Raw genomic sequence first — 25082 nt, forward strand, 5'->3', positions numbered from 1 at the left:
ATTGCACCGCAAGAAGAGGGTACAACACCTAACAAGTCAATCCCAGGCTACGAGTTCACAGGTAAGACTGTAACAGATCCAGATGGTAACACAACTCACATCTACCGCAAGGTAAGTAACCCTGTTACACCAAAACCAGGAACTCCTACAAGTCCAGCACCTCAAGCGCCTGCGACACCAAAACCACAGGCTCCTGTAGCTCCAAGAACTGCTAAAGCTGGTGCGGCTCAATTGCCAAACACTGGTGAAGCTTCATCATCAGCAACAGTACTTGGTGCAGGTATGCTTATTGCAGCTCTTGCTCTTGCAGGTAAACGTCGTCGCAACGAAGACTAATGAGTTTTAGGTAGTAGAAGGACTTTCTCCTTTACTATGTAAAATGAAGAAACAAGAAAAGCATGACTTTTCGGAAAAATGGTCCAAAGGACCATTTTTCTTTTTTTAGCTAGCAGAACTAGCATTTTCACTATGCAAATTGTCCAGCTAGAGAGATACCTTTGGTTTCTAGTAGATAAAAGTTGATTATTTTGGACATTAAAAAGAGAGAGTGAAGGTCTTTTCAGTCAATCTTTCAGAAACAAAAAATAAATAAAAAAAAGAAGACCAAGAGGTCCTCTTTTGATGTTTGCTATCATCACCCTACTATAGTTGACCAAGAGCCTTTTTTGTCAATGCCGTTCTAGTGGCTTTTTATCTCGGTCGAGTGTAAATCCTTCCCCTAGCACTTCATGGGCATCTGTTATGGTGATAAAAGCGTGGGGGTCAATTCGATGGATGAGTTCCTTCATTTCTTGTAATTGACTTTTATAGATGACGGAGTAGATCATATTGACATCGGCCTTGCTATAGAAACCTTGCGCCTTGATAAAGGTGACACCACGTTCAATCTCGCTATCAATGGTCTGGGCAAGCTGATCGGATTTTTGTGAAACAATCATCACGCCCTTGCTACCGTAGCCACCCTCAGTGACAAAGTCAATGACACGGGAAGCGATGGCTACCATCATCAAGGTATATAGGACAGTTCGAAGGTCCTTAAAGACAATGACAATCAAGGTTAGAATTAGGATATCAATGGCTAGGATAATTTGTCCAATAGAATATGGAGTGTATTTATGACCGATACGGGCGATAATATCACTTCCTCCAGTTGTTCCCCCTGAACGAAAGATGGTTCCCAGCCCCAACCCCATCAGAATGCCACCTAAGATACTGACCAAAATCAAATCTTGCTGGAGATTGATGGAGAAAGGGATTTTTTCAAAAATGGCCAACCAAACAGTAACAGCCAAGGTCCCTAAAATACTGAGATAGAGAGTTTTTTTACCTAATATTTTCCAACCAAGAATAAACAAGGGAATGTTGATCACAATGTTCATTACCCATGGTTGAATATGGAATAGGTAATAAATAATGAGTGCTAGTCCAGTCGCTCCTCCCTCAAACAAGCGATTGGGCATGATGAGGTAATTTAGTCCAAAGGCAAATAGACCAGCACCAAGCAAAATCAAGACTATATTCTTTATACGAATCATAAGGCCCTCCCAAGAAATCTATATATCAATTGTAAAAGATTTTCATATAAAAAACAAGTCTATTTTTCAAGTGATTTTTTGCCTATTTTTTGGTAAAATGGAATGAATATCTCAGAGCCTATTTTCACCAGTAAAGCGCATAATATCCAGTGATATTTTTTGCTAGTCTAGTAAGTGTTTGTTGAAAAACAAACGATGCTTAGCCTAAAAGCTAGCCCTAGATGGAACTGCCAACTGTGAATATAGGTTCAAAGAATGAGGAGAAAGATGAGTAAGGGTTTTTTTATTACATTTGAAGGTCCTGACGGGGCTGGAAAGACAACGGTTTTGCAGGAATTGTTACCAGCCTTGCAGGAGCTAGGTCCAGAAGTGGTGACAACTAGAGAACCAGGCGGAGTGGCCATTGCTGAGGACATTCGTTCTATTATTTTGGATCCAGCCAATACGGAAATGGATGATAAGACAGAGCTCTTACTCTTTATCGCAGCCCGTCGTCAGCATTTGAAAGAGAAGATTTTGCCCCCTTTGGCTGAAGGTAAGTTACTTTTAATTGATCGCTTTATCGATTCTTCCATTGCTTATCAAGGCTTTGGAAGGGGCTTGGATGTGGCTGATATTAACTGGCTGAATCAGTTTGCGACAGATGGCTTGAAACCTGATTTGACCCTCTATTTTGACATTGACGCAGAAGAGGGCCTAGCTCGAATTGCTCGCAATGCGGATCGAGATGTGGACCGTCTGGACATGGAAAAAGCGGATATGCATCAGCGGGTTCGGCAGGGCTATCTCAGTATTTTAGAAAAAGAGCCAGAGCGTTTGGTCAAGATTGATGCAAGTCAGCCTTTAGAAGCTGTTGTTGCGGATGCTTTGTCAGTCATTAAGAAACGGTTTGCGGAAAGAGCATGAAAATTGAAGAACTAAGACAGTTACAACCTGGCCTATTCCAGCGATTTGTGACCATTTTGGAGCAAGGACGTCTGGCCCATGCCTATCTGTTTTCTGGTGATTTTGCCAGTTATGACATGGCTGTTTTTCTCAGCCAGTCCTTATTTTGTGGGGAAAAAGCAGGCGTATTGCCGTGCCAGAATTGTCGTGCTTGCCGCTTGATAGAGGCAGGCGAGTTTTCCGATGTGACCCTCCTGGAACCCCAGGGAACGATCATCAAGACGGAAACGGTACGCGAGCTGGTCAAGAATTTTTCGCAATCTGGTTTTGAATCCAGCACACAGGTTTTCATCATTCGGGATGCAGAGAAAATGCATGCCAATGCAGCCAATTCTCTCCTGAAAGTAATCGAGGAACCTCAGTCGGATATCCATATTTTTCTCTTGACCAATCAGGAAGAAGCAGTGCTTCCGACCATTAAAAGTCGAACCCAGATTATCGGCTTTCCTAAAAATCTGTCCCTCTTGGAGCGGTTGCTGGAGGAAGAAGGTTTGTTGAAAAACCAGGCTAGTCTGTTAGCACGACTGGTTTCTAGTCAGGAAGAGGCCCTAAAATTAGCGGAGAATAAGAATTTTCTGGAGCTAATGGGTCAGGCTAGGAAATTTATCGATCTGCTGCTGACCGACAGCAATCGGGCTTATTTGCAGGTAGGTAGCTTGCTTTCCTTGGCTGTGGAAAAGGCAGAGCAAGGACGTTTGTTTGATTTACTCAGCCTACTATTAGCAGAAAGAATGTCGGAGCCACAGGTAATTGAAAAAATGGATAACCTACTAAGAGCCAAGGAAATGTGGCAGGCCAATGTCAGTCTACAGAATAGTTTGGAGTATCTGGCATTAAAATAAGCAGAAAGGAAGACCATGGATAAGAAAGAAATTTTTGATGCCCTAGATGATTTTTCACAAAATCTCTTGACCACCTTAGCAGAGGTAGATGCCATAAAGAAGCATTTACAGGGTGTCATTGATGAAAATACGACCTTGCGTTTGGAAAATTCCAAATTGCGCGAGCGTCTTGAGAAGGAAGATAAGATAGGCCATAAGTCATCCAACTTTGGTAAGGAAAACTTGGAACATATCTACGAAGATGGCTTCCATATCTGTACCTTCTCTTATGGACAGCGCAGGGAAAATGATGAACCGTGTATGTTCTGTATTGAATTATTGAATCGAGAATAGCATGAAAGTACAAAAATCATTTAAGGGACAGACTAGCTTTGGGACCTTATATCTGGTTCCTACCCCTATTGGAAACCTTCAGGATATGACCTTTCGAGCTATCCAGACCTTGAAAGAAGTAGATGTCATTGCAGCTGAAGACACGCGAAATACAGGACTTCTGCTCAAACATTTTGAGATTGAAACTCGTCAAACCTCCTTCCATGAGCACAATGCTCATGAAAAAATTCCAGTTCTGATAGACTGGCTCAAGTCGGGTCAATCCATTGCCCAGGTATCTGATGCAGGTCTGCCTTCTATCTCGGATCCTGGTCATGACTTGGTCAAGGTGGCGATTGAAGAAAATATCCCAGTTGTAGCCCTACCTGGTGCTTCAGCAGGTATTACAGCCTTGATTGCCTCGGGACTGGCTCCCCAGCCTCATATTTTCTATGGTTTTTTACCGAGAAAAGCAGGGCAACAAAAGGACTTTTTCCAAGAAAAACGTGCCTACCCTGAAACACAGATTTTCTATGAATCTCCTTATCGGGTAGCGGATACCTTGGAAAATATGCTATCTGTCTATGGAGATCGTCAAGTGACTATCGTTCGGGAATTGACCAAGCTCTATGAAGAGTACCAGCGAGGAAGTATCACAGAAGTTCTAGATTATCTGAAGGAAAATCCCCTTAAGGGTGAGTGTTTAATCATCGTTGCAGGTGTTGGTGAAGAAGAGTTACCATCCGCAGACGAAGTAGATCTAAAGGTAGAGGTGGAAAAGGAAATCGCAATGGGCCGCAAACCCAACCAGGCCATCAAGGAAGTAGCTAAACGCTACCAACTCAAAAAACAAGAAGTATATGATCTATATCATGGACTAGGCTGAGTCTAGTCCTTTTCTCATTTTCCGTACCTTTTCTGAGAATGTAGCTTATTTTATGGAATTTTCAGAATACTTGTGATATAATGAACGCATTCTAATTTTGGAGGGAATTTATGACAATCTACAACTTTTCTGCAGGTCCTGCAGTATTGCCAAAACCAGTGCTTGAACGCGCTCAAGCTGAATTCTTGGACTACAATGGTTCGGGAATGAGTGTTTTGGAGATGTCCCATCGCTCCAAAGACTTCGATGATATTATCAAAGGCGCTGAAGCAACCCTTCGTGAACTCATGGCTATTCCAGATAACTACAAAGTTATTTTCTTGCAAGGTGGGGCTTCTTTGGAATTCACCATGATTCCCCTAAACTTTGCCCAAGGTAAAAAAGCCTACTATTTAGCAGGTGGTTCATGGGGCAAAAAAGCCTACACAGAGGCTGTGAAATTATCTAAGACTATTGACTTTGAACCAATTTTGTTGGGCTCTACTGAAGATATTACCTATGCAGAATTGCCAACCTTTGATAAGAACGATATCGATCCAAACGCAGCTTATGTGCACTTGACAACCAACAATACCATCGAAGGTACGGCTGTTTACAATATACCTGATACCAATGGCGTTCCGGTTATTGGAGATATGTCTTCAAACATCTTGGCGGCTCGCTACAATGTAGAAGATTTTGCCATGATTTATGCAGGGGCTCAGAAGAACATTGGTCCTGCTGGTGTGACTGTTGTCATTGTGCGTGAGGATTTCCTCAACGACCAACCAATGCTTTCAAGTATGTTGGACTACCGTATCCAAGCAGAAAATGAGTCACTATATAACACGCCGCCTGCATACTCTATCTACATTTCTAAGCTAGTCTTTGAATGGGTCAAGGAAATTGGTGGTGTGGATGAAATGGAAAAAATCAACCGCGAAAAGTCTGGCTTGCTTTATGACTACATTGACCAGTCTAATTTCTACAAAAACCCTGTTCGTAAAAAAGAAGAGCGTTCAGTAGCCAATATTCCATTTGTGTCACCTAGCGAGGAATTGGATGCCAAGTTCGTTAAAGAAGCATCAGCGGCAGGCTTTAAGAATATTAAGGGACACCGTTCTGTTGGCGGTATGCGGGCTTCGCTTTACAATGCCTTCCCGCGTCAAGGTGTGGTCGATTTGATTGACTTTATGAAAAAATTTGCAGCGGAGAATGCTTAATGGAAATTCGTCTTGCACATCCCAATGAAGTAGGATCAATTTGTCAGATTATGGATCAGGCCAAGGCTTTCCTAGCCGCTTCTGGCAGTAGCCAATGGCAAGGGGTCTATCCTGACCAAGAAATAATTATTGATGATATTTTAAGTGGCAAGGGCTATGTTGGTCTGGTGGACGGTAAGGTTGCGGTTTATGCGGCTGTCTTTCGTGGGACAGAGGCTGCCTATGAAGCCATCTATGATGGCAAGTGGCAGCACAATAATCCTCTCTATACGACTATTCACCGTGTGGCAGTAGCTAAGGAGTTTCAGGGTCAAGGTGTGGTTCAGACCTTCCTGCAAGGGATTATTGAAGGGCAAAAGGGACCAGACTTCCGATGTGACACCCATGAGAAAAATCTGCCCATGCAACATATTCTAGAAAAGCTAGGCTTTGTCTATTGTGGGAAAATTCCCTTGGATGGTGAACGACTAGCCTACCAAAAAATCAAGCATAAGAGCGAACGCAGTCTCTATCAGGAGATTAGTGAAGACGATCGTTGGTTGCTTGGAAATAATTAAAAATATGAAAGAAAGTCAGGCGGAGGCTCTTCCGCCTTTTTAGGTAAGAATAATGGTATTTAGCGTACGAACATTTAACAATATTAACCAAGTTGGTATCAAGGAATTGGGCAATCGTTTCCAGATTGATGGTGATCATGCGGTCAATCCAGATGCCTTTATCATCCGTTCTGAAAACTTGCATGGCTTTGATTTTCCTGAAAATCTCAAGGCCATTGCACGTGCTGGCGCAGGAACAAATAATATTCCTATCGAAGAAGCAACTGAGAAAGGGATTGTGGTCTTTAATACTCCTGGAGCCAATGCCAACGCCGTAAAAGAAGCAGTCATTGCTTCTATCCTCTTGTCTGCGCGTGACTATATCGGAGCAACAGCTTGGGCTAACACGCTTTCAGGTGATGATGTGCCAAAGCAAGTGGAGGCAGGTAAGAAGCAGTTTGCAGGGACTGAAATTTCAGGCAAAACTCTTGGTGTTATCGGACTGGGTGCTATCGGTGCCCGTATTGCCAATGATGCTCGCCGTCTAGGTATGAATGTTCTTGGCTACGATCCGTATGTGTCTATTGAAACAGCATGGAGCATTTCTAGCCATGTCAAACGAGTAGATGATTTGAAAGAAATCTTTACCAATGCCGACTATATCACTGTCCATGTTCCTCTGACGGATAAGACCCGTGATTTGTTCAATGCGGACAGTTTTGGTCAAATGAAAAAAGGAACAACCTTGATTAACTTTGCCCGTGGTGAATTGGTCAACAATGCCGACTTGTTTGAAGCTATTGAAGCAGGTGTTATCAAGAAGTACATTACTGACTTTGGTACCGAAGAAGTGCTTAATAAGGACAATATTATCGTCTTCCCGCACGTTGGAGGCTCAACAGAAGAAGCGGAGCTTAACTGTGCCATTGCGGCTGGTCAAACCATCCGTCACTTTATGGAAACGGGTGAAATTATCAACTCTGTCAATTTCCCAAATGTCAAACAATTCTTGGATGCTCCATACCGTATTACGCTGATTAACAAGAATATTCCAAATATGGTAGCAAAAATCACCACAGCCGTGTCTGAATTAGGCATCAACATTGACAACATCATCAATAAGTCAAAAGGCGACTATGCCTATACCTTGTTGGACTTGGATGAAGCAGACAAGACAAAAATTGACCTCTTGGTTGCCAAATTTGAAGCGACTGAGGCCATTGTCAAGGTTCGTGTTATCAAAAACAAAGGCTAGAATGCTATATAAGAAAATTTACCACAGTCCGCTTGGGACTATGTCCCTTGTTGCCAGTGATAAAGGCTTGCGTGGGACTTGGTTCGAAGAGCAGAAATATTTTGAACGTGATTTAGATGAAAAGCCTGTGCTAGGCTCACATCCCATTTTAAACAGTACTAGACTGCTCCTAGATGCATACTTTTCAGGTGAGCAGGTAGATTTTTCAGACCTCCCCTTAGAGCCTGTTGGGACTGACTTTCAGGAAAAAGTTTGGGCATTATTGAAAGAAATCCCTCATGGCCAGACCACTAGCTACGGGCAGCTTGCTCGACAACTTGGTCTTGGGTCTGGTCAGGCAGTTGGTGGAGCGATTGGGCGTAATCCCTACTCTATCATTGTTCCCTGTCATCGTGTCCTCAATCAAAAGGGACAGTTGACAGGTTATGCAGGTGGCTTGGACAAGAAAATCTGGCTCTTGCAACATGAAAATCCACACTTTGAGGTGAAATAATGATTTTATACTATGAATATCCCAAGTGTTCGACCTGTCGGGCAGCCAAGGCAGAGCTAAAGAGTTTGGGCTTGGAATTTGAAGCAATTGACATTAAGGCGACGCCTCCCAGTGCTGACCAGCTCAAATCTTGGATGGAAGCAACTGGTTTAGACTTGAAAAAGTATTTTAATACGTCTGGTAATAGTTACCGTGAACTTGGTCTGAAAGATAAATTTGACAGTTTGACGGTGGATCAAGCATTAGACTTATTAGCTAATGATGGTATGTTGATTAAACGTCCTCTCTTGATTCAGGATGGAAAAATCTTGCAGATTGGTTATCGAACAAAATACGAAAATCTCGGTTTATAGGGCCGAGATTTTTTGATGATTAAGCGAAAATTCTAGAGAGCATATTCCACGGTGATGTACTCATGGTGCTGTTTGAGGGTATCAAGGATATGGGGCTTCTTGGCAACAAGCTGTCGCATGATGTCATGTTCAACATCTTGAAGGTGTATCTTTATCCGAACCTGCATGCCTTGTTTATAGATATGAATATCCACATCCTCAGTTTCTTCTAAGTATTGTTCTAATATCTCATAAAGACATTCTTGAATTTCAGGTAGATGGACAGTACCATGGGCTAGTTCTTTGAAGGAGGAGATAAGTAGGGTGAGAGGTTCCTTGAATGAGATTAGGGCAAGAGCAAGGGTTACGAAGAAATCACCTGTATAATGCAGAAAATCTAGGGGGCTCTTGTTAGGGATAAAAGCTAAGAATAGAAAGGCTACTCCAATGGCTGCTGAAATCAGACCATCAATCAGGTTGCCCTTGGCCTCGGCGGCGATGATAGTAGAAATATTGCCGATTTTTTTATTCATATAGCGATTGTAGGCGAAAAGACCAAAGCAGACAAAGAGCATTATACTGGTGTAGGGGATAACAGGTCCAGTGGTCATCTTGTGTGCAATACCATGGACAAAGTAAGCAAAGGCGGTTGCTGCAGTTTCTAAGACAGCAAAAATCAGGAGAAGTAAGGTTGCCAAGGATTTCATAATCGCATAGAGTGGTTCTAAAAAGTGTAATCCTTGGGGAAAGGTTGCCGTTTTCCTATGACTATGCTTGGAGATATGGTATGCGACCAGGGAAGATATAAAGGCAATGAGGGAAAAAACGCTATCAAGTAAGAGGGCATTTAGGTCAGTCATGATATAGACGGCTAGACCTGCTAAACCGTTTAAGCCATTGATAATAGCAGAAACGGTCAAGCAATGTGCTTCAATTTTCTTTGGATTCATTGATGACCTCCTTAACTGGTTTATTATATATTTATTATATCAATCTTTTTGCTTTTCAGCAAGCGTGATGAATGTGCAATCAAGACTGTTCTGTAAATGAAAAAAAGAAGAGCTAGAGCTCTTCTTAATATTAGATATCAATTTCCATAACAATTGGTGTATGGTCTTGGCGGGCACCAGAATCAATCATATCTGACTTGGTTACCTTATCAGCGATACGGTCGCTGACCAACCAGTAGTCGATTCTCCAGCCTGTGTTGTTGATTTTGCTGGTGCGGCTGCGTTGAGCCCACCACGTATAGGCGTTGAGGACATCCCCATGTAAGTGGCGGAAGGTATCTGTGAAGCCTTTAGCAAGTAGATTTGTAAATCCTTCACGCTCTTCGTCTGTAAATCCTGGTGACTGGCGGTTGCTAGCTGGGTTGGCCAAGTCTATTTCCTTGTGGGCAACGTTGTAGTCACCTGTGGCTAGGACTGGCTTTTGGCTGTCAAGCTGTGATAGGTATGCGGCATACTGGATGTCCCAGATTTGGCGGTCGGCTAATCGCTTCAAGCCATCGCCCGCATTTGGCGTATATACCTGGGTAACATAGAAGTCATCAAACTCTAGCGTGATGATGCGCCCTTCAGAGTCCATAGTAGTTGGCGCACCAATCTCTGGGAAGCTAATGGTCGGTGTTAGGTGGTTTTTATAGAGGAAGAGGGTACCTGCATAGCCCTTGCGTGCAGGTTCGACAGATGAACGCCAGGTATTTTCATAGCCAGGGAAGTAGCTTTCAAGGATTTCCAAGTGTTTTTTGGTTGGTCCCTTGTCAGAGAGTTTGGTTTCCTGAATGGCAATAATGTCGGCATCTTCAGCGACCAGCGTGTCAATGACGGCGCGGGATAGGAGGGCGCGTGGGGATTCAGCTGTCAGAGCAGCGTTGAGGGAATCAATGTTCCAAGAAATGAGTTTCATAGAGGTTCCTTTTCTAGTTTCTTACTGTTTTTACATTATACCAAAAATCAAACTTGTAGGCGAACAAGGGACCTTGAAAAAATTTTTCAATTTTTGTGTTACAGTATTAAAAGTATGGTACAATAGTAACAAATAAATCTTTGTTTTCGGAGGTTGTTATGAAAAGAAAATTGATTGGCTTTGCCTGGCTGGCTCTCATATTAGAAATGCTAGTCTATTACTGGTATCAGCTACCCGCTATCAATGTGTTTAGTTTGGGTTTCTGGGTTTTCGTTCTGCAATCGACAGCCTTGGCTTGGTTGATTTTACTCTTTAGCAATCCAGCTGGTCTTATTCAACAGGCTACCAAAGTGTCGGGTAGACAGCGTCAGGTGACAACCTACAATATCAATCCTAAACTGCCTGCCTTTCTTAGTTGGACTGGTCGCCTCTGGCTCTTAGTTGTTCTTGCCTTGGTTGGACTGGGCATTTTCAACTCTCCAATTTTTCGAGCTAAAGATTATGCGGCGGTCATTTCGGTAACGGATGCGGATTTCAAGTCAGATTTCCCAGAAACAGATATTTCCAAGCTGGCTCTTTTGGACCGTGCTTCGGCTGAGAAAATCGGTGACACCTATCTGGGCACCATCGACAAGGTTTCCCAGTTCGGCATTTCGGATGATTACCGTCAGATTACCATCGGTCAGCAACCTTTCCGTGTGTCGCCCTTGGAGTATAAGTCTTTTTGGAAATGGCTGAGCAACCATCAAGACGGGATTGGCTACTATGTTAAGGTCAATCAGACGACAGGGAAAGCAGAGCTTGCCAAGCTGAGCAAGTCCATGCATTATTCCGATTCGGAGTATTTGTTCAATGACACCCTGCGTCATCTCCGTCTTCAATACCCAACCACTATATTCGGGAAACCGTCCTTTGAAGTGGATGATGAGGGCAATCCTTACTATATCGCAACGACTTACCAACCAAAATTTGGTCTGTCTTCCAATGACCCGACTGGTGCCATTGTCTTGGATGCAGTGACTGGCGAGAGCAAGGAGTATAGTCTGGCAGATATTCCTGAGTGGGTGGATCGTGTCTATTCAGCCAGCAACGTGATTAGCCGTGTCGATGATCATTACACCTACCAAAATGGTTTCTGGAATACCATTTTCAGCCAAACAGGTGTCAAACATACAACTGACAGCTATAACTATATTTCCATCGGTTCTGATATTTACCTCTATACAGGAATTACCTCAGCTACAGCTGATTCTTCCAACCTTGGATTTATTCTGGTCAATATGCGGACCCGTGAAATCACAAACTACAAACTAGCTTCAGCGACTGAAACTGCAGCCCAAGAATCAGCAGAAGGCGAAGTACAGGAAAAGGGCTATCAGGCAACAGCTCCAAGTCTGGTCAAATTAGCAGATACTGCCTACTACTTGGTTTCTCTCAAAGATGATGCTGGTTTGGTCAAGTCCTATGCCCTAGTCGATGCGGAAGACTACCAACAAGTAACGGTCAACAATGACGTAGCGACCCTTATTTCACAAGTAACGGGGACAGATGCTTCAAGTCTAGCAGGCTTGACTTCGACTGGTACTGGTGAGGAAAGCGAAGACGTGGAAGTGATTTCTGGTAAGGTTGAAGCCTTGGCAAGCCAGATGATTGCTGGTTCAACGGTTTACTATATCCAATCAGAAGGTCAGATATACAAGGTTAAGGCAACTGAGGATAGTACAGACAAGCTACCATTTATCAAGGTCGGAGATAGTTTTACAGGTCAACTGGATAAGAACAATTACCTGAAAAATGTCACCCTTAGCCAAGAGTCATAACCACCCGTGAAAACGGGTGGCTTGTACACCGGCTGTAAGCCGTTTCTCTCCAGCGACGTCTAAAGACGTTCGCTGAACTTCGTTCAGGTTAGTGCTATAATTACTTGACTAATGCCCGTAACAACGGGCTTTTATCTTGTTCTAAAACTGCCATCTGAAAATGGATCTTCATACTCTTTGACACTCAATTTATCAAGTGCAATGTCATTTTTCTCCTGCTCGCGAATATATTTCGCAACTGTCTTTTCGTTAAGTCCAACGGTACTGACATAGTAGCCTCTGGCCCAAAACTTTCGATTTCCATACTTATATTTCAAATTAGCGTGTTTATCAAATATCATTAGAGCACTTTTACTTTTCAAATACCCCATAAAATCGGAAATCGAAAGTTTTGGGGGTATCAAGACAAGCATATGAACATGGTCTGGCATCATGTGTCCCTCAATAATTTCCACGCCTTTGTATTGGCATAGATGACGGAAAATATCAATTAAGTCCTGCCTTATTTTGTAGTAAATGGATTTTCTACGGTACTTAGGTGTGAAAACTATGTGATATTTGCACATCCATTTGGTATGTGATAAACTGTAACTGGTTTTAGCCATTTCTTTTTCCTCCTTTATCTAACCTGAACAATTAGATTATATCAGGAAAAAGAAATGGAAGCTCAAAGCCTTGTCAGCCACCAGCATAGCTGGTGGTTTTCTTATTTTTCTCTACGAGAAAAACTGGCTCGAAGCCATAATAAGAAAGAAGAGCAGGACTGCCCTAGGGGCACCCTGCTCTTTTCTCTGTCATGATTGGTGCTTAATGCTTGATTTTATGGTATAATGTGGCGGTGCCTATAAGGAAACTAAACGACTATATACCAATAGGCCATCATATAAAAAAGGAGTATCTTGTGAATTTATTTAGGAAGAAACAAGTCGGTGAACGGAGCAGTCACATGCGGCGTCACTTGGGCTTGGTAGATTTGATTTTATTAGGAATTGGTTCCATGGTTGGAACAGGTATTTTTACGGTCACTGGCCTAGCGGCTGCGCAATATGCAGGTCCAGCACTAGTCATTTCCATTGTGATTGCAGCGATTTCAGTTGGTCTGACTGCCTTGTTCTACGCTGAATTTGCTTCCCGTATTCCAACCAATGGTGGAGCCTACGGCTATCTCTATGCGGTATTTGGTGAATTTCCTGCTTGGCTTGCGGGCTGGTTGACCATTATGGAATTTTTGACAGCAGTATCCAGTGTGGCTTCTGGCTGGGGTTCTTATTTGAAAGGTTTGCTTGCTAATTTTGGGCTTGCTTTACCAACAGCCTTGAATGGCACCTTCAATCCAGCCCAGGGCACCTATATTGACCTTTTACCAGTCTTGGTCTTGGTTTTTGTAGTCGGAGTGGTTTTGCTCAATTCTAAGGCTGCCCTTCGCTTTAACTCGGCATTGGTTGTGTTAAAATTTTCGGCTCTAGCTTTGTTTATTGTAGCTGGTATTTTCTTCATTAAACCTGAGAACTGGTCCAACTTTGCTCCATTTGGTTTTGGGGCAGTCTATGGTGGTCAGGCAGGCATTATGGCAGGAGCTTCTCTGATGTTCTTTGCCTTCCTTGGTTTTGAGTCTATTTCTTTGGCGATTGATGAAGTCAAAAGTCCTGAGAAGAATGTACCGAAGGGAATTGTCTTGTCCTTGTCTATCGTAACCATTCTTTACATAGTCGTGACCTTGGTCTTGACCGGGATGGTGCACTATAGCAAGCTTAATGTAGCGGATGCGGTTGCCTTTGCCCTTCGTGAAGTGGGCTTGGGTTGGGCAGCAAGTTATGTATCTGTCGTAGCTATCTTGACTCTGATTACGGTATGTATTTCCATGACCTACGCCCTATCTCGTATGGTTTATTCCATTAGTCGTGATGGGCTCTTGCCTAAATCGCTCAGCCAATTGACAGCGACTAGCAAGGTTCCTAAAAATGCGACTATTTTAGTGGGTATCTTTGCGGCAATCTGTGCAGGAATTTTCCCTCTGGCTAGTATTGCCAGCTTCCTCAATATTTGTACCCTAGCCTATCTGATTATGCTGGCCCTTGGCCTTATCCGCTTGCGTCAGGTTGAAGGTTTACCAAAAGAAGGTCAATTCAAAACGCCATTTGTACCAGCTTTGCCAATCCTTTCTATCATTATCTGTCTGTCCTTTATGTTCCAGTACAGTTTGGATACTTGGATTGCCTTTGGAGTGGCGCTCATTGTAGGAAGTTTGATTTATCTTTTCTATGGATATAAACATTCGGAAGTTCATTCCAAATAAGCAAATTAAATATAGTAAAAAGAGATGGTTTTGTGCCATCTCTTTTACTTTACAAAATAAAGGGTTCGATTTTTAACTCTATCTTATCTCCGTACTTAGCCTGCAAATCGTCTGCAAGAGGATGATAGAGGGTTCGTAATTGTTCAATCTTGTCTGGGAATTGCTTGCCAACGTAGTCAAATTTACACTCGATGGTTAAAAAGAGTTGATGGAAGAGTTCGTTGATCTGGTTCAGGCGGGCAATCATCTCGTCATCCTCTTTCAGAAAATCTGGAATTTCTGAGCGATTGTTGACAAAGCCGTCGATGAGTTTTACGGGGAAAGAGCCGTATTCTAGGACAAATTCGTACATAGGGTTCTCCTTATCATTGTTAGGACTATTGTAGCATAGTTTGGAGTGTGACAAAAGGATTTCAACTCTATTGCTGTTTAAGTTTTGTTTAACATTATTTTTAGTTTCGTTTAAAGGTTGACCGTTAAACTAAGGACTATAAACGAGGCAGGTAACTGCCAAGCACTTGAAATAAAGAGGGAAAAAGATGAAAACTAGAATTGTACAAAAACAATTTAAACGCATTGAAACAAAATACATCGTTGATAAAGAAACATTTGTACTACTCGAAAAGGATTTACAGAAACACATGGTTTCAGATGAGTTTGCGACTTCCACCATCACAAATATCTATTTTGATAATGAAGATTTCGACATGATTCAAGACTCCATTGCCAAGAAAAATGGGCGTGAAAAAATCCGAATGCGAATCTACGATGCCCAGCCATCTGCAGGTAGCCAGGCTTTTTTAGAAATCAAGAAGAAAGAGAATAAAATCGGCTATAAGTATCGCTTGACTTCTAATCCGTTGTCGGTAACCAACTATATCGAAAAAGGTGTGATAGATCAGACCATCACAGATGAAATGGTGACGTCTGAGTTGGAACGGTTACGTGAACGTTATGGAGCCATCAAGCCGATGATGTATATCTATTATGACCGTGTGTCCTATAAAGGTATTGAGGACAAGAAAATTCGTTTAACCATTGATAAAAATTTGCTTTATCGTCATTACGACGTTGCAGCAACAGAAGGGAAATTTGGAGAAGCTCTTCTAGATCCCAACAAGGTCATTATGGAAATCAAGGTACCAGAGCAGTTGCCAGACTGGTTGTTAGCCTTGTTAGAAAAATACCAGCTGGAGAAGCAATCATTTTCAAAATATGGAAATGCCTACAAGCTGGCCCATCAAATGCGCAGAGAGGAAGTAGCCCTACATGCAATTGTTTAATAGTATCTTTTCAACATCAAATAACCATATTACCCTAACTCAGATGTCCCTGGTTTTTGGTGTCAGTCTTGCTATGGGGGTGCTCCATGCAGCTGTTTATAAATACAAATCTAATTATACTAAGGAATTTGTTATTAGCCTCAGCCTGATGCCTGCCCTGATTGCTGTTATCATCGCCTTGGTCAATGGAAATTTGGGAGCAGGTGTGGCGGTGGCTGGGACCTTCAGTTTGATTAAGTTTCGTTCTGCTGCAGGTTCATCAAAAGAGATGTTGGCCATCTTGTTAGCGATGGCTATCGGTCTGGCAACGGGTATGGGCTTCCTAGGTCTCGCTATCTTTATGACCCTTGTCTTGTCAGCTTGTATCTTGCTGTTCGAAAATAGTAGTTTTGCACAGGTCAATCAAAACCGCCGTCATCTCTTGGTGACTGTACCGATTGACTTCAACTATGACCAATTTTTTGAACAGCAATTTGGTAGTTCATGCAAGCAGTCAGATTTAATGTCCCTCAAATACAAAAAGAAAAAAGAAGCCCTTGTCTTAGAATACCAAGTCCTTCTCGACAAGACCATTACAGATAAGCAACTGGTCGATACAGTCCTATCAGCAGGTCCCTTGGATGTCGTATTGAATAAGCAAATGCCTAAGAAGAAATATTTGTAATAGCAAAGAAGCCCTGGATTTCCAAGGCTTTTTCTCTTTTACTTAGAATTAGTATGAACAAGTGAAGTGTCTACATGGAAGTGCTGAACTGTGAATATAGGTTCTTAGATTATTCTTCATAAAAATCAACGCTGTAATCCAGCAAAGTATCTCCATCGTAGCGGAAGCAGGCAGAGAAGAAAGGACGGTTTTCCAAGAGCCATTCCTGAAAATGCCGATCGCCTTCCCAAGTCGGTTTGGATAGGACTTGGTCATAAGGAACCCATTCCAAATCACCTTCTGTGCAGTCAATTAGACTTCCCTCAAAACCAGTTATCTTGAAGACGTAGGTGTACCAGTCTGTGTTTGGAGTAAAGTCTGGGAAGGTGATAACTCCTTTGAGAGCGTGTTTGGTGACGGTCAGACCCGTTTCCTCAAAGACCTCGCGAATGGCACAGGCTTGAGGCGTTTCACCAGCTTCCAGCTTGCCACCGACCCCAATCCATTTTCCTTGGTGGACATCATTTTCCTTCTTGTTTCGATGGAGAAGGAGGAATTCCTTACCATTATCAATATAGCAAATGGTAGCCAGTTGGACAGGTTTTTTAGTCATAATAGCTCCTTGAATGTGATTTCTTTCATTATACCATAAAGCTCCTTGCTGTGAAGATGTTAGCCTATTATCTGGAAGGGGACAGTTTTTGTATGAGAATACTGAAAGCCCTTTTCTGAAAAGGGAATTTAGGGTATAATAAGAACATCAAACTATTTAAGGTGTATTATGTCAAAACAAGAACAAATTGAACAAACTATCTATCAGTTGTTGGAATTATTGGGCGAAGATCCTAATCGGGAGGGCTTGCTGGATACGCCAAAACGTGTAGCCAAGATGTATTTGGAGATGTTTAACGGTTTAAATGAAGATCCCAAAGACCAGTTCACTGCTGTTTTTTCAGAGGGACATGAGGAAGTGGTTTTGGTCAAGGATATTCCCTTCCACTCCATGTGTGAACACCATTTGGTGCCCTTCTACGGAATTGCCCACGTGGCCTATATTCCAAGTAAGGGCAGGGTGACAGGGCTGAGCAAGTTGGCGCGTGCAGTTGAGGTTGCCAGTCGCCGTCCCCAGTTACAAGAACGCTTGACCCATCAGGTTGCCCACGCCCTTCAAGATGCGCTTGAGCCAGAAGGTGTCTTTGTCATGGTAGAAGCAGAGCACATGTGTATGAGTATGCGTGGCATTCGCAAGCCAGGTAGCAAGACAGTCACGACCGTTGCCCTTGGAAAATACAAGGAAGATGCTATTTTGCGTCGAGAACTCTTATCCATGATCCACAATAAGTAGGAGGTTCTATGTCTGTTCAAGATTTAGCAAATCAAGTGACTATTATGGGAATTCTCAATGTGACCCCAGATTCCTTTTCTGACGGTGGTCACTATAATGAAGTAGAGGCAGCTCTGGTTCAAGTCGAAAAACTATTGGCAGACGGCGCGACCGTCATCGATGTCGGCGGCGAATCCACTCGTCCTGGTGCAACTTTTGTGTCTGAAGAAGATGAGATTGCACGAGTGGTTCCGATTATCCGTGCAATAAAAGAACATTACGATTGTTTGGTCAGCATTGACACCTATAAAACGAGCACGGCCCGTGCAGCCTTAGAAGCGGGTGCGGATATCTTGAATGATGTATGGGCAGGCCTTTATGATGGAAATATGTTGGCTTTAGCCGCAGAGTATAAAGTACCAATCATTCTCATGCACAATCAAAAAGAAGAAGTCTATGACGATATTGTAGGAGAAGTAAAAAACTTTCTGGTGGAGCGTGTGCAAGCAGCCTTAGAGGCTGGAGTTGCAGCAGATAACATTTGGCTGGATCCAGGATTTGGTTTTTCAAAAAATGTTCAACATAATTTGGACCTCCTTCAAGGTCTGGAACAGATTACTGCTCTTGGTTATCCCGTTCTATTTGGAATATCTCGTAAGCGCGTGGTGAATTATTTGCTTGGAGGTAATAGCCTTCCGACTGACCGCGATCAAGCAACGGCAGCCTTGTCTGCCTGGGCAGTTCAAAAAGGTTGCAAAATGGTCCGTGTTCACAATGTCGCTGCCAACCGTGACATTGTTAAGGTCTGGGATCAACTGACCAAGGGAGGAAAACATGGATAAGATTTCTCTCAATAAATGCCGTTTCTACGGTTACCATGGAGCTTTCAAAGAAGAACAGGTTCTTGGTCAAATTTTCACAGTTGACTGTGATTTGTTTGTTGACCTGACAGCAGCTTCTCAAACTGACAATTTAGAAGACACAGTTCACTATGGTATGGTTTTTGAAACCATCAAGGCAGTTGTGGAAGGCAAGCCCTATCGCCTGATTGAAAAGGTAGCAGGTGTCATCTGTCAGGAGATTTTTGAGCAATTTCCAAAGGTGGAGAAGGTTCGATTGGCCATTTACAAGGAAAATCCGCCCATTGCTGGACACTATGATTCTGTCGGAATTGAATTGGAGCGTGAACGACCATGAAGCATCTAGCCTATCTCAGTATCGGTGGGAACATGGGCGACCGGCAAGTCTACTTACAGGCTGCCTTAAAAAAACTAGACAAACACCCAGACTGTCGACTTGGCTCGGTTTCCCATATCTATGAAACACCAGCTTGGGGCAAGACGGATCAGGCTGATTTCCTCAACCTTGCCTGTCAGGTTGAAACAGATTTGTCTGCCCAGGAATTTTTAACTTTCTGCCAAGAGATTGAGCAGGACCTTGACCGCGTACGGATTGAAAAATGGGGCCAACGCACCATTGATTTGGACATTATTTTTTGGGATGATCAAGTGATTAGGGAAGAGAACTTGCAGGTTCCCCATCCATATGCCCATGAGCGGGCATTTGTGCTTTTACCGCTGACTGATATTGCGGCCGATTACTATCATCCTGTCTTGCAAAAGACAGTTGCAGAATTATTGCTCCCCTTGAAAGATGTAAAAGATATTAAGAAATTGAAGATAAAAATGCAATAGTATAGAAAAATAGTAGGAGAATTATGGAAATTTTAGCGATTTTAGGAGTTTTATTGGCTGTTGTAGCCATTATTTATTTAACGTCAAAGAATTTACATGTCATTGTGGCAGCGCCAGTAGCTAGTTTGATTATTTTGCTGACCAACCAGATGAATGTGTTAGAGGTCATGTTGGGACAGGAGAAGTCCTACATGACAGGTTTGGCAGGTTTTTTAATCAATAACTTTGCAATTTTTATGCTAGGCTCTATCTTGGCCCGTTATATGGAGGCAAGTGGGGCTACCTTGACCATTGCTAATAGCATTTTAAAATTAGTGGGGAAAGATAGTCCTTATAAGGTCTTGCTAGCTTTGGCCCTCATTACAAGTATTTTGACCTATGGAGGTGTGAGTATTTTTGTTGTTATTTTTACTCTCTTGCCTCTGTCACGTCCTCTTTTCAAAGAGTTAAATATCAACTGGGCTCTATTCCCCCTACCAGTCTTTATGGGTGCTAGCACCTATACCATGACCACCTTACCGGGTACACCGTCCATTCAGAACGTTATTCCGACCAAGGTTTTGGGAACAAGTTTGACAGCGGCTCCGCTTATCAGTTTGGCTGCTAGTGCAGTTCTCTTGCTCTTTGGCTTGTTTTACATGGGCTACTGTCTCAAGAAGAGCTTGGCAAATGGGGAAACCTACACCGAGGACGATGACGATACTGTTGTTGACTTGGCTGAAAAAAGACCGAATTTACTCTTTTCTATCTTGCCCTTGCTTAGCTTGATTGGGACTATCTTCCTCTTGAACAAGACGCCTAATGTCTTGGCTATTGGCTTGTTGGTATCTATTATTTTGTCAGCCATCTTGTTCTATCCTTACCTGCCTAATCAGAAGGAACTTTTGAATTCAGGTGCGATAGCTTCTATTGTTCCTGCCTTTGCTACATCTAGTACGGTGGCATTTGGTACTGTCTTGACCTTGTCAGCTGGTTTCGCAGTTATTCAGGAGTGGATCCAACAAATTCCAGGTTCGCCTTTGATTAGCTTGTCTGTGTCAACTGCCCTGCTCAGTGGTATTATTGGTTCATCCTCTGGTGCGGTTGGTATCGCTTCAAGTAATTTCTTGCCTGCCTATTTGGAAATGGGGATTGACCCGGAAATCCTTCACCGTGTGGTCGTAGTGGCTTCGGCTATCCTGACAGTGGTACCACAATCGGGTGTCATGATTACCTTCCACAATCTGTCAAAAATCAGCATGAAGCGTGGTCTCAAGTATTCATTTGTACTGGTAACTGTTGGACATATCTTGGCTCTCATGGTTATCTTGGCTTTGGTAGGCTTACTTTATTAGAAGAATTGAAATGGAGGCTGGGCAAAAAGTCCAGCCTCGCTTCTCATAGTTTGTGTCAACATCTCAGCGCAGTGGTTGATTGGCAGATTTGTTCGTGTTTCACACTCCAAATCCGACCTAATCAACTGTGCGGGGGTGGGAAGACGAACTCTTTTTAGACCAGTCGAGTTCTTTCCCACTCCCTATTCTTTTAGAATAAACTTAACCAATTTATAATTAACCAGTTGACTATCTACATTAAAAATTATATACTTTACTGGTAAAATACTTATTTTTATCAAGGAGAGTATGGTGAAGAAGAAACGAAATCTTGCCTTGACGGGCATAAGCTTATTGTGTGGTTTGACCTTGTTGGCCTGTCAGCAGAAACAAGCTACACAGGTGCTTGACGAAAAAGTAAAACAGGAACAGGTTCAGAAAGAGGAGACAGTCTATGTTGTTGCGGAGTTGACAGAGGATGGTTATGTCCTTGTCCACGGCGATCATCAACATGTGGAAAAAGGCTCTGTACCCTACGATGCCAAGTTCCTAAAGGAAACCTTGTTAGAGGATAAGAACTATCGATTTAATGAAAAAGATGTCTTGTATAAGGTACGGACAGGCTATATCATTCAAGTCAATGGCAAGGTTTATTATTATCCTAAGAAGACTGGGGATGGAATTGTTACTTTAGAGGAAGCGCGGAAACTAACAGCAAACAATCCTGAACATGACCACCATGACCACGATCACAACCATGACCATACCTATGAAGAGCAAAAGCAGTCATCGACCAATCAGGCAGGTGTAGCTGGAATTGATAGACCAACCAGCGATGGCTTCTTATTGAGCGATGCCAAGCAAATTTCTAGCAAGACGGATACGGGCATTATCGTAGAACACAATGGCCACAGCCACTTTATCTTTTATGGTGATTTGAAAGGTAGTAAGTGGGAATACCTTATCCCAGCAGGAGCTGACGTGACCAAAAAACAGGAAAGGAACACGGCTGGTCAAGTATCTAGTCAGACCGGTCAGGACCATTATCAATTCAATCCTGCTGATATTGTGGCAGAAGATACCAATGGGTATACGGTTCGCCACGGGGATCATTACCATTATATTTTAAAACAAGCTGTCGGCGGAAGTCTGGGAACCCCTGGCCATGCAGCTGCTAGTCAATTTGCTAGTGGGGCAGTGGCACCATCGGTTATGGAAAATCAGTTGGTGACTTTACCTGTTTCTCCAATAACGCCTTCACCAGTTCCAGCAGCTACTGTAAGTGATAGCCAATCAGCTTCAGTCGCTCCTACTCAAGGAGTTGCGGGCATTGACTATCCGACTAGCGATGGTTTCCTCTTTGATGGAAGTGGGCTTATCGGTCAGAATGCGGTTGGTTTGCTTATTCAACACCAGGGACATATCCATGTCTTGCGTAGGGAGCAGGTGGCAACTTCTAAGTGGGCTTATTTGTTAGAAAATCAAGCCAGTCAAGTAAGTCCAATCCGCCCCCTGCCAGATGTGGTGGCAACAGTAGTTGCAAAACCAGTGGAAAAAACGGAAGTAGTAGCCGTTCCAAGTACCTCCAGCCAATCACAAGCAGCAAGTCCAGCACCTGTTGCTCCGACAGCGGAGGTTGTGGCGGATGAGGTCACAGCCAAACGGAACTACCTGGCCCAAGCCCTCGGTTTGCCAGTCAATTCTATCACCCTTTTGGATACGCCTCAAGGTCAGGCCTTCATGTATCCCCATGGTGACCATGACCATTTGGTACTCTTAAAGAATATTGACCTGACCAAACCTTTTGAAAGTGAAGAAGAGGAGCATTCTCCAAGCTCGCCATCAGCTAGCGAAACGACTTCGTCTAGCTCAGAACAGCCAACAAGCTCCAGCTCTACAAGTTCAACTACTGGTAGCCAAGAAACAAGTGAGCCAGAAGCATCAACCACAACCAGCCCATCCTTGTCAGAGGTGGCTGAAGCGCCTAATTCAGCAGCTGTTGCTCCGACAGCGGAGGTTGTGGTGGACGAGGTTGCGGACAAGCGAAACTATCTAGCCCAAGCCCTCGGTTTGTCGGTCGGCTCCATTACCCTTTTGGATACTCCCCAAGGTCAGGCCTTCATGTATCCCCATGGTGACCATGATCATCTGGTGCTCTTGAAGAATATTGACCTAACCAAACCTTTTGAAAGTGAAGAGGACTTGGCACGAAAAATTGATTACATTTCCAAGGTCTATGGTGTACCAAAAGAAGCTATTCGGGTTTCTGATACCACCTTTAGTTTCAACGACCCAAGCCATGCCTATGACCCCACCCATGTCCATCCTTATGTGATTTTACGGTCCATGTTGATCCTCCCTGAAGTGACTGGTGATCCGGAAACGGACTTTGAAGCGGAGCTTTTGGCGGTAGCCAAGCGGACAGGTATCGCACCGTCTAAACTCATCATTCGTGACAAGAAATTCATCCTGCCACATGGGAGCCATGACCATGTCTTGCATATTCAGGCTGTGGAGGGCATTGAGCCATATCTTGCCAATAAATTGCCAGCTATTTCAGGTAGCTATCAGGAGGGGGAATTTGACCGAGCAAGTGTGGATAGTCAGCTTGAAAGTTTGCGTCAAGTGGCAGCTGAAAAGTATGGGACAAGTAGCAAGGAATACCGTCGTATCGAGCGAGCTTTGGACGACTTTGCTAGCAATCTGGATGACCTGGTAACCAATTCGACCAAGGGCTATCTAGCTATGTTGGAGCAATTTGAAAAGGTTCATATCTTAAAAGAAACTACTAGCAATACAGAGGAACAAGTGGATCCACTCTATCAATCTGTACTTGAACAAATTCGTTTGCTTGATACTAGCAACCTACCTGTCAATAAGGATGATTTGACCAATCAGCTCAACCAAGCCAGTCAAGCTAAGGACAGACAGGCCTTGCTTAACCTGGAACACCTCTTACAAGAATTGAAACATTTCCAAGATCGTCCAGATATTACAGCCATGGAGTATATGGATTACTTGCTCAGTCAGTTGGATCAGCCTTATCTACCAGCTGATTTGCAAGAAAGATTGGCGAGCACACTGGATCGCTTGTTCCAAGCGACCTTGGGTGGCAATGGTTCCATCAAGCCACTGGACTTGTCCAAGGAACTGGTTGACTTGAAAGTTGCACTCCATCTGGCCAAGGCAGCCAATCAAACCTACCCTATCCAAACCAGTCCTGCTTCTGAAAAATTACAGGAAAACAGGGCATTCATGGAGGCATTTGTGGGAGATATCCGTGAGATGTTTACTAGACAGATGACCTTCCCTGAAATTGTGGAGAAAACAGAGAATGAAACTCCGGTAACCTCTCCTAGTCAGGTGACGGATAATCAGACTTATCAAGAGCTACTGACTTTGCTTAGACAAACAAATCTAACTGGCACCCAGACCTCACAAACCGCCTGGGTTGAGCGGATTAACCAGGCAAGTTTGAAGGGGGATGAGCGTGAGTTAGCAAGTATTTCCCATAGTTTGAAGGAAATTCAGCACTTCCAAGACCGAGCAGAAATTCGATTGATGGAATATATGGATTACTTGCTTACTCATATTGACAGCCCTTATCTTCAAGCACCTACTCGTCAGGAAGCGGCTCGCCTCATCAATCAAATCTATGGGTTGGTTGTGCGAAGGGAATTGGCAACTAGTCCAATTTCTTTGGCAGAAGACTTAATTGCCAGCAGTATTGCCGTTGCCAATGATGTAAAAGGGCAAATCAATCAGCAGCTTGAAATGTCAGATGACTATGGCGTGATGCAGATGAACCGCCTAGAAATGAATATGTTTGTTGAAGGAACTAGGGATTTCTTTGTCAGTCCTTTGAGCCTTCCAGAGAAGGTTCTAGCAACATCAGAGCCGACAAGTCCAATCCCAGTAAGTGAGGAAAGTGAAGGGCTGGCCAGTCCAACCATTCAGGATAGTCCTGAAAGCTCATTTGGTCCAATCCATGAACATGAACGTGAAAGTCTATCCAGTTTATCACAACCAGTTGAAGAAAGTTCTTCTTCAGAAATTGAGACAAATTCTGAACAGGCAACCAGTCCTACAGAAGTTGGCGAGGCAGAAGCTACTGCCCCAATAACTAGCGAAAGTGCAGAAGAGGAGAGTGCTTCAAGTGGCTCAACAAGCCCTGCAGAAGTGCAGGAAATTCCGTCAGTAAGGGATGAAACAACTAGCGAACCCGCTTCAGAACCGACTGATACAGCAGTAGAAGAGCAAGCTTTACCTAGCGAAAGCACCGAGGAAGAAGATGTGGACTTATCCGATGAAGACCTAGAATGGCTCTCCGATATTTTTGGTGAATTTACAGGTTCAGGTTTAGAAGAGGAAAATGAAGACATCGGCTTGACCTGGAAACCGCTTGGTAGCATTGAAGGATGGTTTGAATAATCCCTTCGAACCACGGACAGTTTCAAGTATGG

The 25082-nt window shown here is 43.3% G+C and carries 26 protein-coding genes; 20 read left to right on the forward strand and 6 right to left on the reverse strand.

Annotated features, from left to right (window positions below; all coding sequences use genetic code 11):
• On the forward strand, positions 1-336 hold a 336-nt coding region (locus C1G49_RS00035; protein ID WP_153048211.1), incomplete at its 5' end, for an LPXTG cell wall anchor domain-containing protein.
• A gap of 332 nt (positions 337-668) precedes the next feature.
• On the opposite strand, the gene C1G49_RS00040 is transcribed toward C1G49_RS00035, so the two are convergent.
• The gene (locus C1G49_RS00040) at positions 669-1535 is read right to left on the reverse strand and encodes a YitT family protein (RefSeq protein ID WP_105124129.1); all 867 of its coding nucleotides are present in this window, start codon (positions 1533-1535) and stop codon (positions 669-671) included.
• A 267-nt stretch (positions 1536-1802) separates the two neighbouring features.
• Between C1G49_RS00040 and tmk the strand changes: the two genes are divergently transcribed.
• From tmk to C1G49_RS00085, 9 genes are all read left to right on the forward strand, one after another.
• Positions 1803-2441, forward strand: a complete 639-nt coding sequence (gene tmk, locus C1G49_RS00045) for a dTMP kinase (RefSeq protein WP_105124130.1) — start codon at positions 1803-1805, stop codon at positions 2439-2441.
• Entirely contained in the window at positions 2438-3322 is an 885-nt protein-coding gene (locus C1G49_RS00050) for a DNA polymerase III subunit delta' (protein ID WP_105124131.1), read from the forward strand. The genes tmk and C1G49_RS00050 overlap by 4 nt, the downstream gene beginning before the upstream one ends.
• Before the next feature lie 15 nt (positions 3323-3337).
• Positions 3338-3655, forward strand: coding sequence for a DNA replication initiation control protein YabA (yabA, locus tag C1G49_RS00055; RefSeq protein ID WP_105117394.1), 318 nt, complete (start codon positions 3338-3340; stop codon positions 3653-3655).
• A 1-nt stretch (position 3656) separates the two neighbouring features.
• Entirely contained in the window at positions 3657-4520 is an 864-nt protein-coding gene (gene rsmI, locus C1G49_RS00060; protein ID WP_105124132.1) for a 16S rRNA (cytidine(1402)-2'-O)-methyltransferase, read from the forward strand.
• Positions 4521-4630: 110 nt separating this feature from the next.
• Positions 4631-5722 carry a 3-phosphoserine/phosphohydroxythreonine transaminase gene (gene serC, locus C1G49_RS00065; protein WP_105117396.1) on the forward strand — a complete coding sequence of 364 codons (1092 nt, stop codon included), beginning with the start codon at positions 4631-4633 and terminating at the stop codon, positions 5720-5722.
• Entirely contained in the window at positions 5722-6279 is a 558-nt protein-coding gene (locus C1G49_RS00070) for a GNAT family N-acetyltransferase (protein ID WP_105124133.1), read from the forward strand. Before serC ends, C1G49_RS00070 begins: the two co-directional genes overlap by 1 nt.
• Before the next feature lie 52 nt (positions 6280-6331).
• Positions 6332-7513, forward strand: coding sequence for a 3-phosphoglycerate dehydrogenase family protein (locus C1G49_RS00075; protein WP_105124134.1), 1182 nt, complete (start codon positions 6332-6334; stop codon positions 7511-7513).
• Between the two features lies 1 nt (position 7514).
• Positions 7515-8006: a methylated-DNA--[protein]-cysteine S-methyltransferase gene (locus tag C1G49_RS00080; protein WP_105124135.1), complete on the forward strand. Its 492-nt coding sequence runs from the start codon at positions 7515-7517 to the stop codon at positions 8004-8006.
• Positions 8006-8359: an arsenate reductase family protein gene (locus C1G49_RS00085; protein ID WP_105124136.1), complete on the forward strand. Its 354-nt coding sequence runs from the start codon at positions 8006-8008 to the stop codon at positions 8357-8359. Before C1G49_RS00080 ends, C1G49_RS00085 begins: the two co-directional genes overlap by 1 nt.
• 32 nt (positions 8360-8391) lie before the next feature.
• Here C1G49_RS00085 and C1G49_RS00090 read toward each other — a convergent pair whose 3' ends face one another.
• Together C1G49_RS00090 and C1G49_RS00095 are read right to left on the reverse strand one after the other, a co-directional pair.
• Positions 8392-9288, reverse strand: a complete 897-nt coding sequence (locus C1G49_RS00090; RefSeq protein ID WP_105124137.1) for a cation transporter — start codon at positions 9286-9288, stop codon at positions 8392-8394.
• A gap of 130 nt (positions 9289-9418) precedes the next feature.
• A complete protein-coding gene (locus C1G49_RS00095; RefSeq protein WP_105124138.1) occupies positions 9419-10246 on the reverse strand; it encodes an exodeoxyribonuclease III in 828 nt (275 codons plus the stop codon).
• Between the two features lie 158 nt (positions 10247-10404).
• On the opposite strand from C1G49_RS00095, the gene C1G49_RS00100 reads away from it, so the two are divergent.
• Positions 10405-12066, forward strand: coding sequence for a hypothetical protein (locus tag C1G49_RS00100; protein ID WP_105124139.1), 1662 nt, complete (start codon positions 10405-10407; stop codon positions 12064-12066).
• A gap of 131 nt (positions 12067-12197) precedes the next feature.
• Here the strand turns inward: C1G49_RS00100 and tnpA are convergent, their stop codons facing one another.
• Positions 12198-12671: an IS200/IS605 family transposase gene (gene tnpA, locus C1G49_RS00105; protein ID WP_024378560.1), complete on the reverse strand. Its 474-nt coding sequence runs from the start codon at positions 12669-12671 to the stop codon at positions 12198-12200.
• Positions 12672-12967: 296 nt separating this feature from the next.
• Between tnpA and C1G49_RS00110 the strand changes: the two genes are divergently transcribed.
• Positions 12968-14362 (forward strand): amino acid permease, encoded by a 1395-nt coding sequence (locus C1G49_RS00110; RefSeq protein ID WP_105124140.1) that lies wholly within the window; start codon positions 12968-12970, stop codon positions 14360-14362.
• Positions 14363-14411: 49 nt separating this feature from the next.
• On the opposite strand, the gene C1G49_RS00115 is transcribed toward C1G49_RS00110, so the two are convergent.
• Positions 14412-14714: a hypothetical protein gene (locus C1G49_RS00115; RefSeq protein ID WP_105118388.1), complete on the reverse strand. Its 303-nt coding sequence runs from the start codon at positions 14712-14714 to the stop codon at positions 14412-14414.
• 187 nt (positions 14715-14901) lie between these two features.
• Between C1G49_RS00115 and C1G49_RS00120 the strand changes: the two genes are divergently transcribed.
• Entirely contained in the window at positions 14902-15645 is a 744-nt protein-coding gene (locus tag C1G49_RS00120; RefSeq protein ID WP_105124141.1) for a polyphosphate polymerase domain-containing protein, read from the forward strand.
• Positions 15632-16309 (forward strand): DUF4956 domain-containing protein, encoded by a 678-nt coding sequence (locus C1G49_RS00125; RefSeq protein ID WP_105124142.1) that lies wholly within the window; start codon positions 15632-15634, stop codon positions 16307-16309. The genes C1G49_RS00120 and C1G49_RS00125 overlap by 14 nt, the downstream gene beginning before the upstream one ends.
• 109 nt (positions 16310-16418) lie before the next feature.
• On the opposite strand, the gene C1G49_RS00130 is transcribed toward C1G49_RS00125, so the two are convergent.
• On the reverse strand, positions 16419-16901 hold the full coding sequence (locus C1G49_RS00130; protein ID WP_105124143.1) for an NUDIX hydrolase: 483 nt from the start codon (positions 16899-16901) through the stop codon (positions 16419-16421).
• A gap of 168 nt (positions 16902-17069) precedes the next feature.
• On the opposite strand from C1G49_RS00130, the gene folE reads away from it, so the two are divergent.
• From folE to C1G49_RS00165, 6 genes are all read left to right on the forward strand, one after another.
• Positions 17070-17633 (forward strand): GTP cyclohydrolase I FolE, encoded by a 564-nt coding sequence (gene folE / locus C1G49_RS00135; RefSeq protein WP_044755661.1) that lies wholly within the window; start codon positions 17070-17072, stop codon positions 17631-17633.
• Positions 17634-17641: 8 nt separating this feature from the next.
• A complete protein-coding gene (gene folP, locus C1G49_RS00140) occupies positions 17642-18454 on the forward strand; it encodes a dihydropteroate synthase (RefSeq protein WP_105124144.1) in 813 nt (270 codons plus the stop codon).
• Complete coding sequence (gene folB, locus C1G49_RS00145) at positions 18447-18809, forward strand: dihydroneopterin aldolase (RefSeq protein ID WP_105124145.1); 363 nt, start codon at positions 18447-18449, stop codon at positions 18807-18809. Before folP ends, folB begins: the two co-directional genes overlap by 8 nt.
• Positions 18806-19306: a 2-amino-4-hydroxy-6-hydroxymethyldihydropteridine diphosphokinase gene (gene folK, locus C1G49_RS00150; protein WP_105124146.1), complete on the forward strand. Its 501-nt coding sequence runs from the start codon at positions 18806-18808 to the stop codon at positions 19304-19306. Before folB ends, folK begins: the two co-directional genes overlap by 4 nt.
• A gap of 23 nt (positions 19307-19329) precedes the next feature.
• Positions 19330-20640: a GntP family permease gene (locus tag C1G49_RS00155; RefSeq protein ID WP_105124147.1), complete on the forward strand. Its 1311-nt coding sequence runs from the start codon at positions 19330-19332 to the stop codon at positions 20638-20640.
• 291 nt (positions 20641-20931) lie between these two features.
• A complete protein-coding gene (locus C1G49_RS00165) occupies positions 20932-25050 on the forward strand; it encodes a pneumococcal-type histidine triad protein (protein ID WP_161942057.1) in 4119 nt (1372 codons plus the stop codon).
• Positions 25051-25082: the final 32 nt, after the last annotated feature.

Origin of the sequence: Streptococcus suis (genome assembly GCF_002960625.1) — a bacterium.
Lineage (GTDB): Bacteria > Bacillota > Bacilli > Lactobacillales > Streptococcaceae > Streptococcus > Streptococcus suis_T.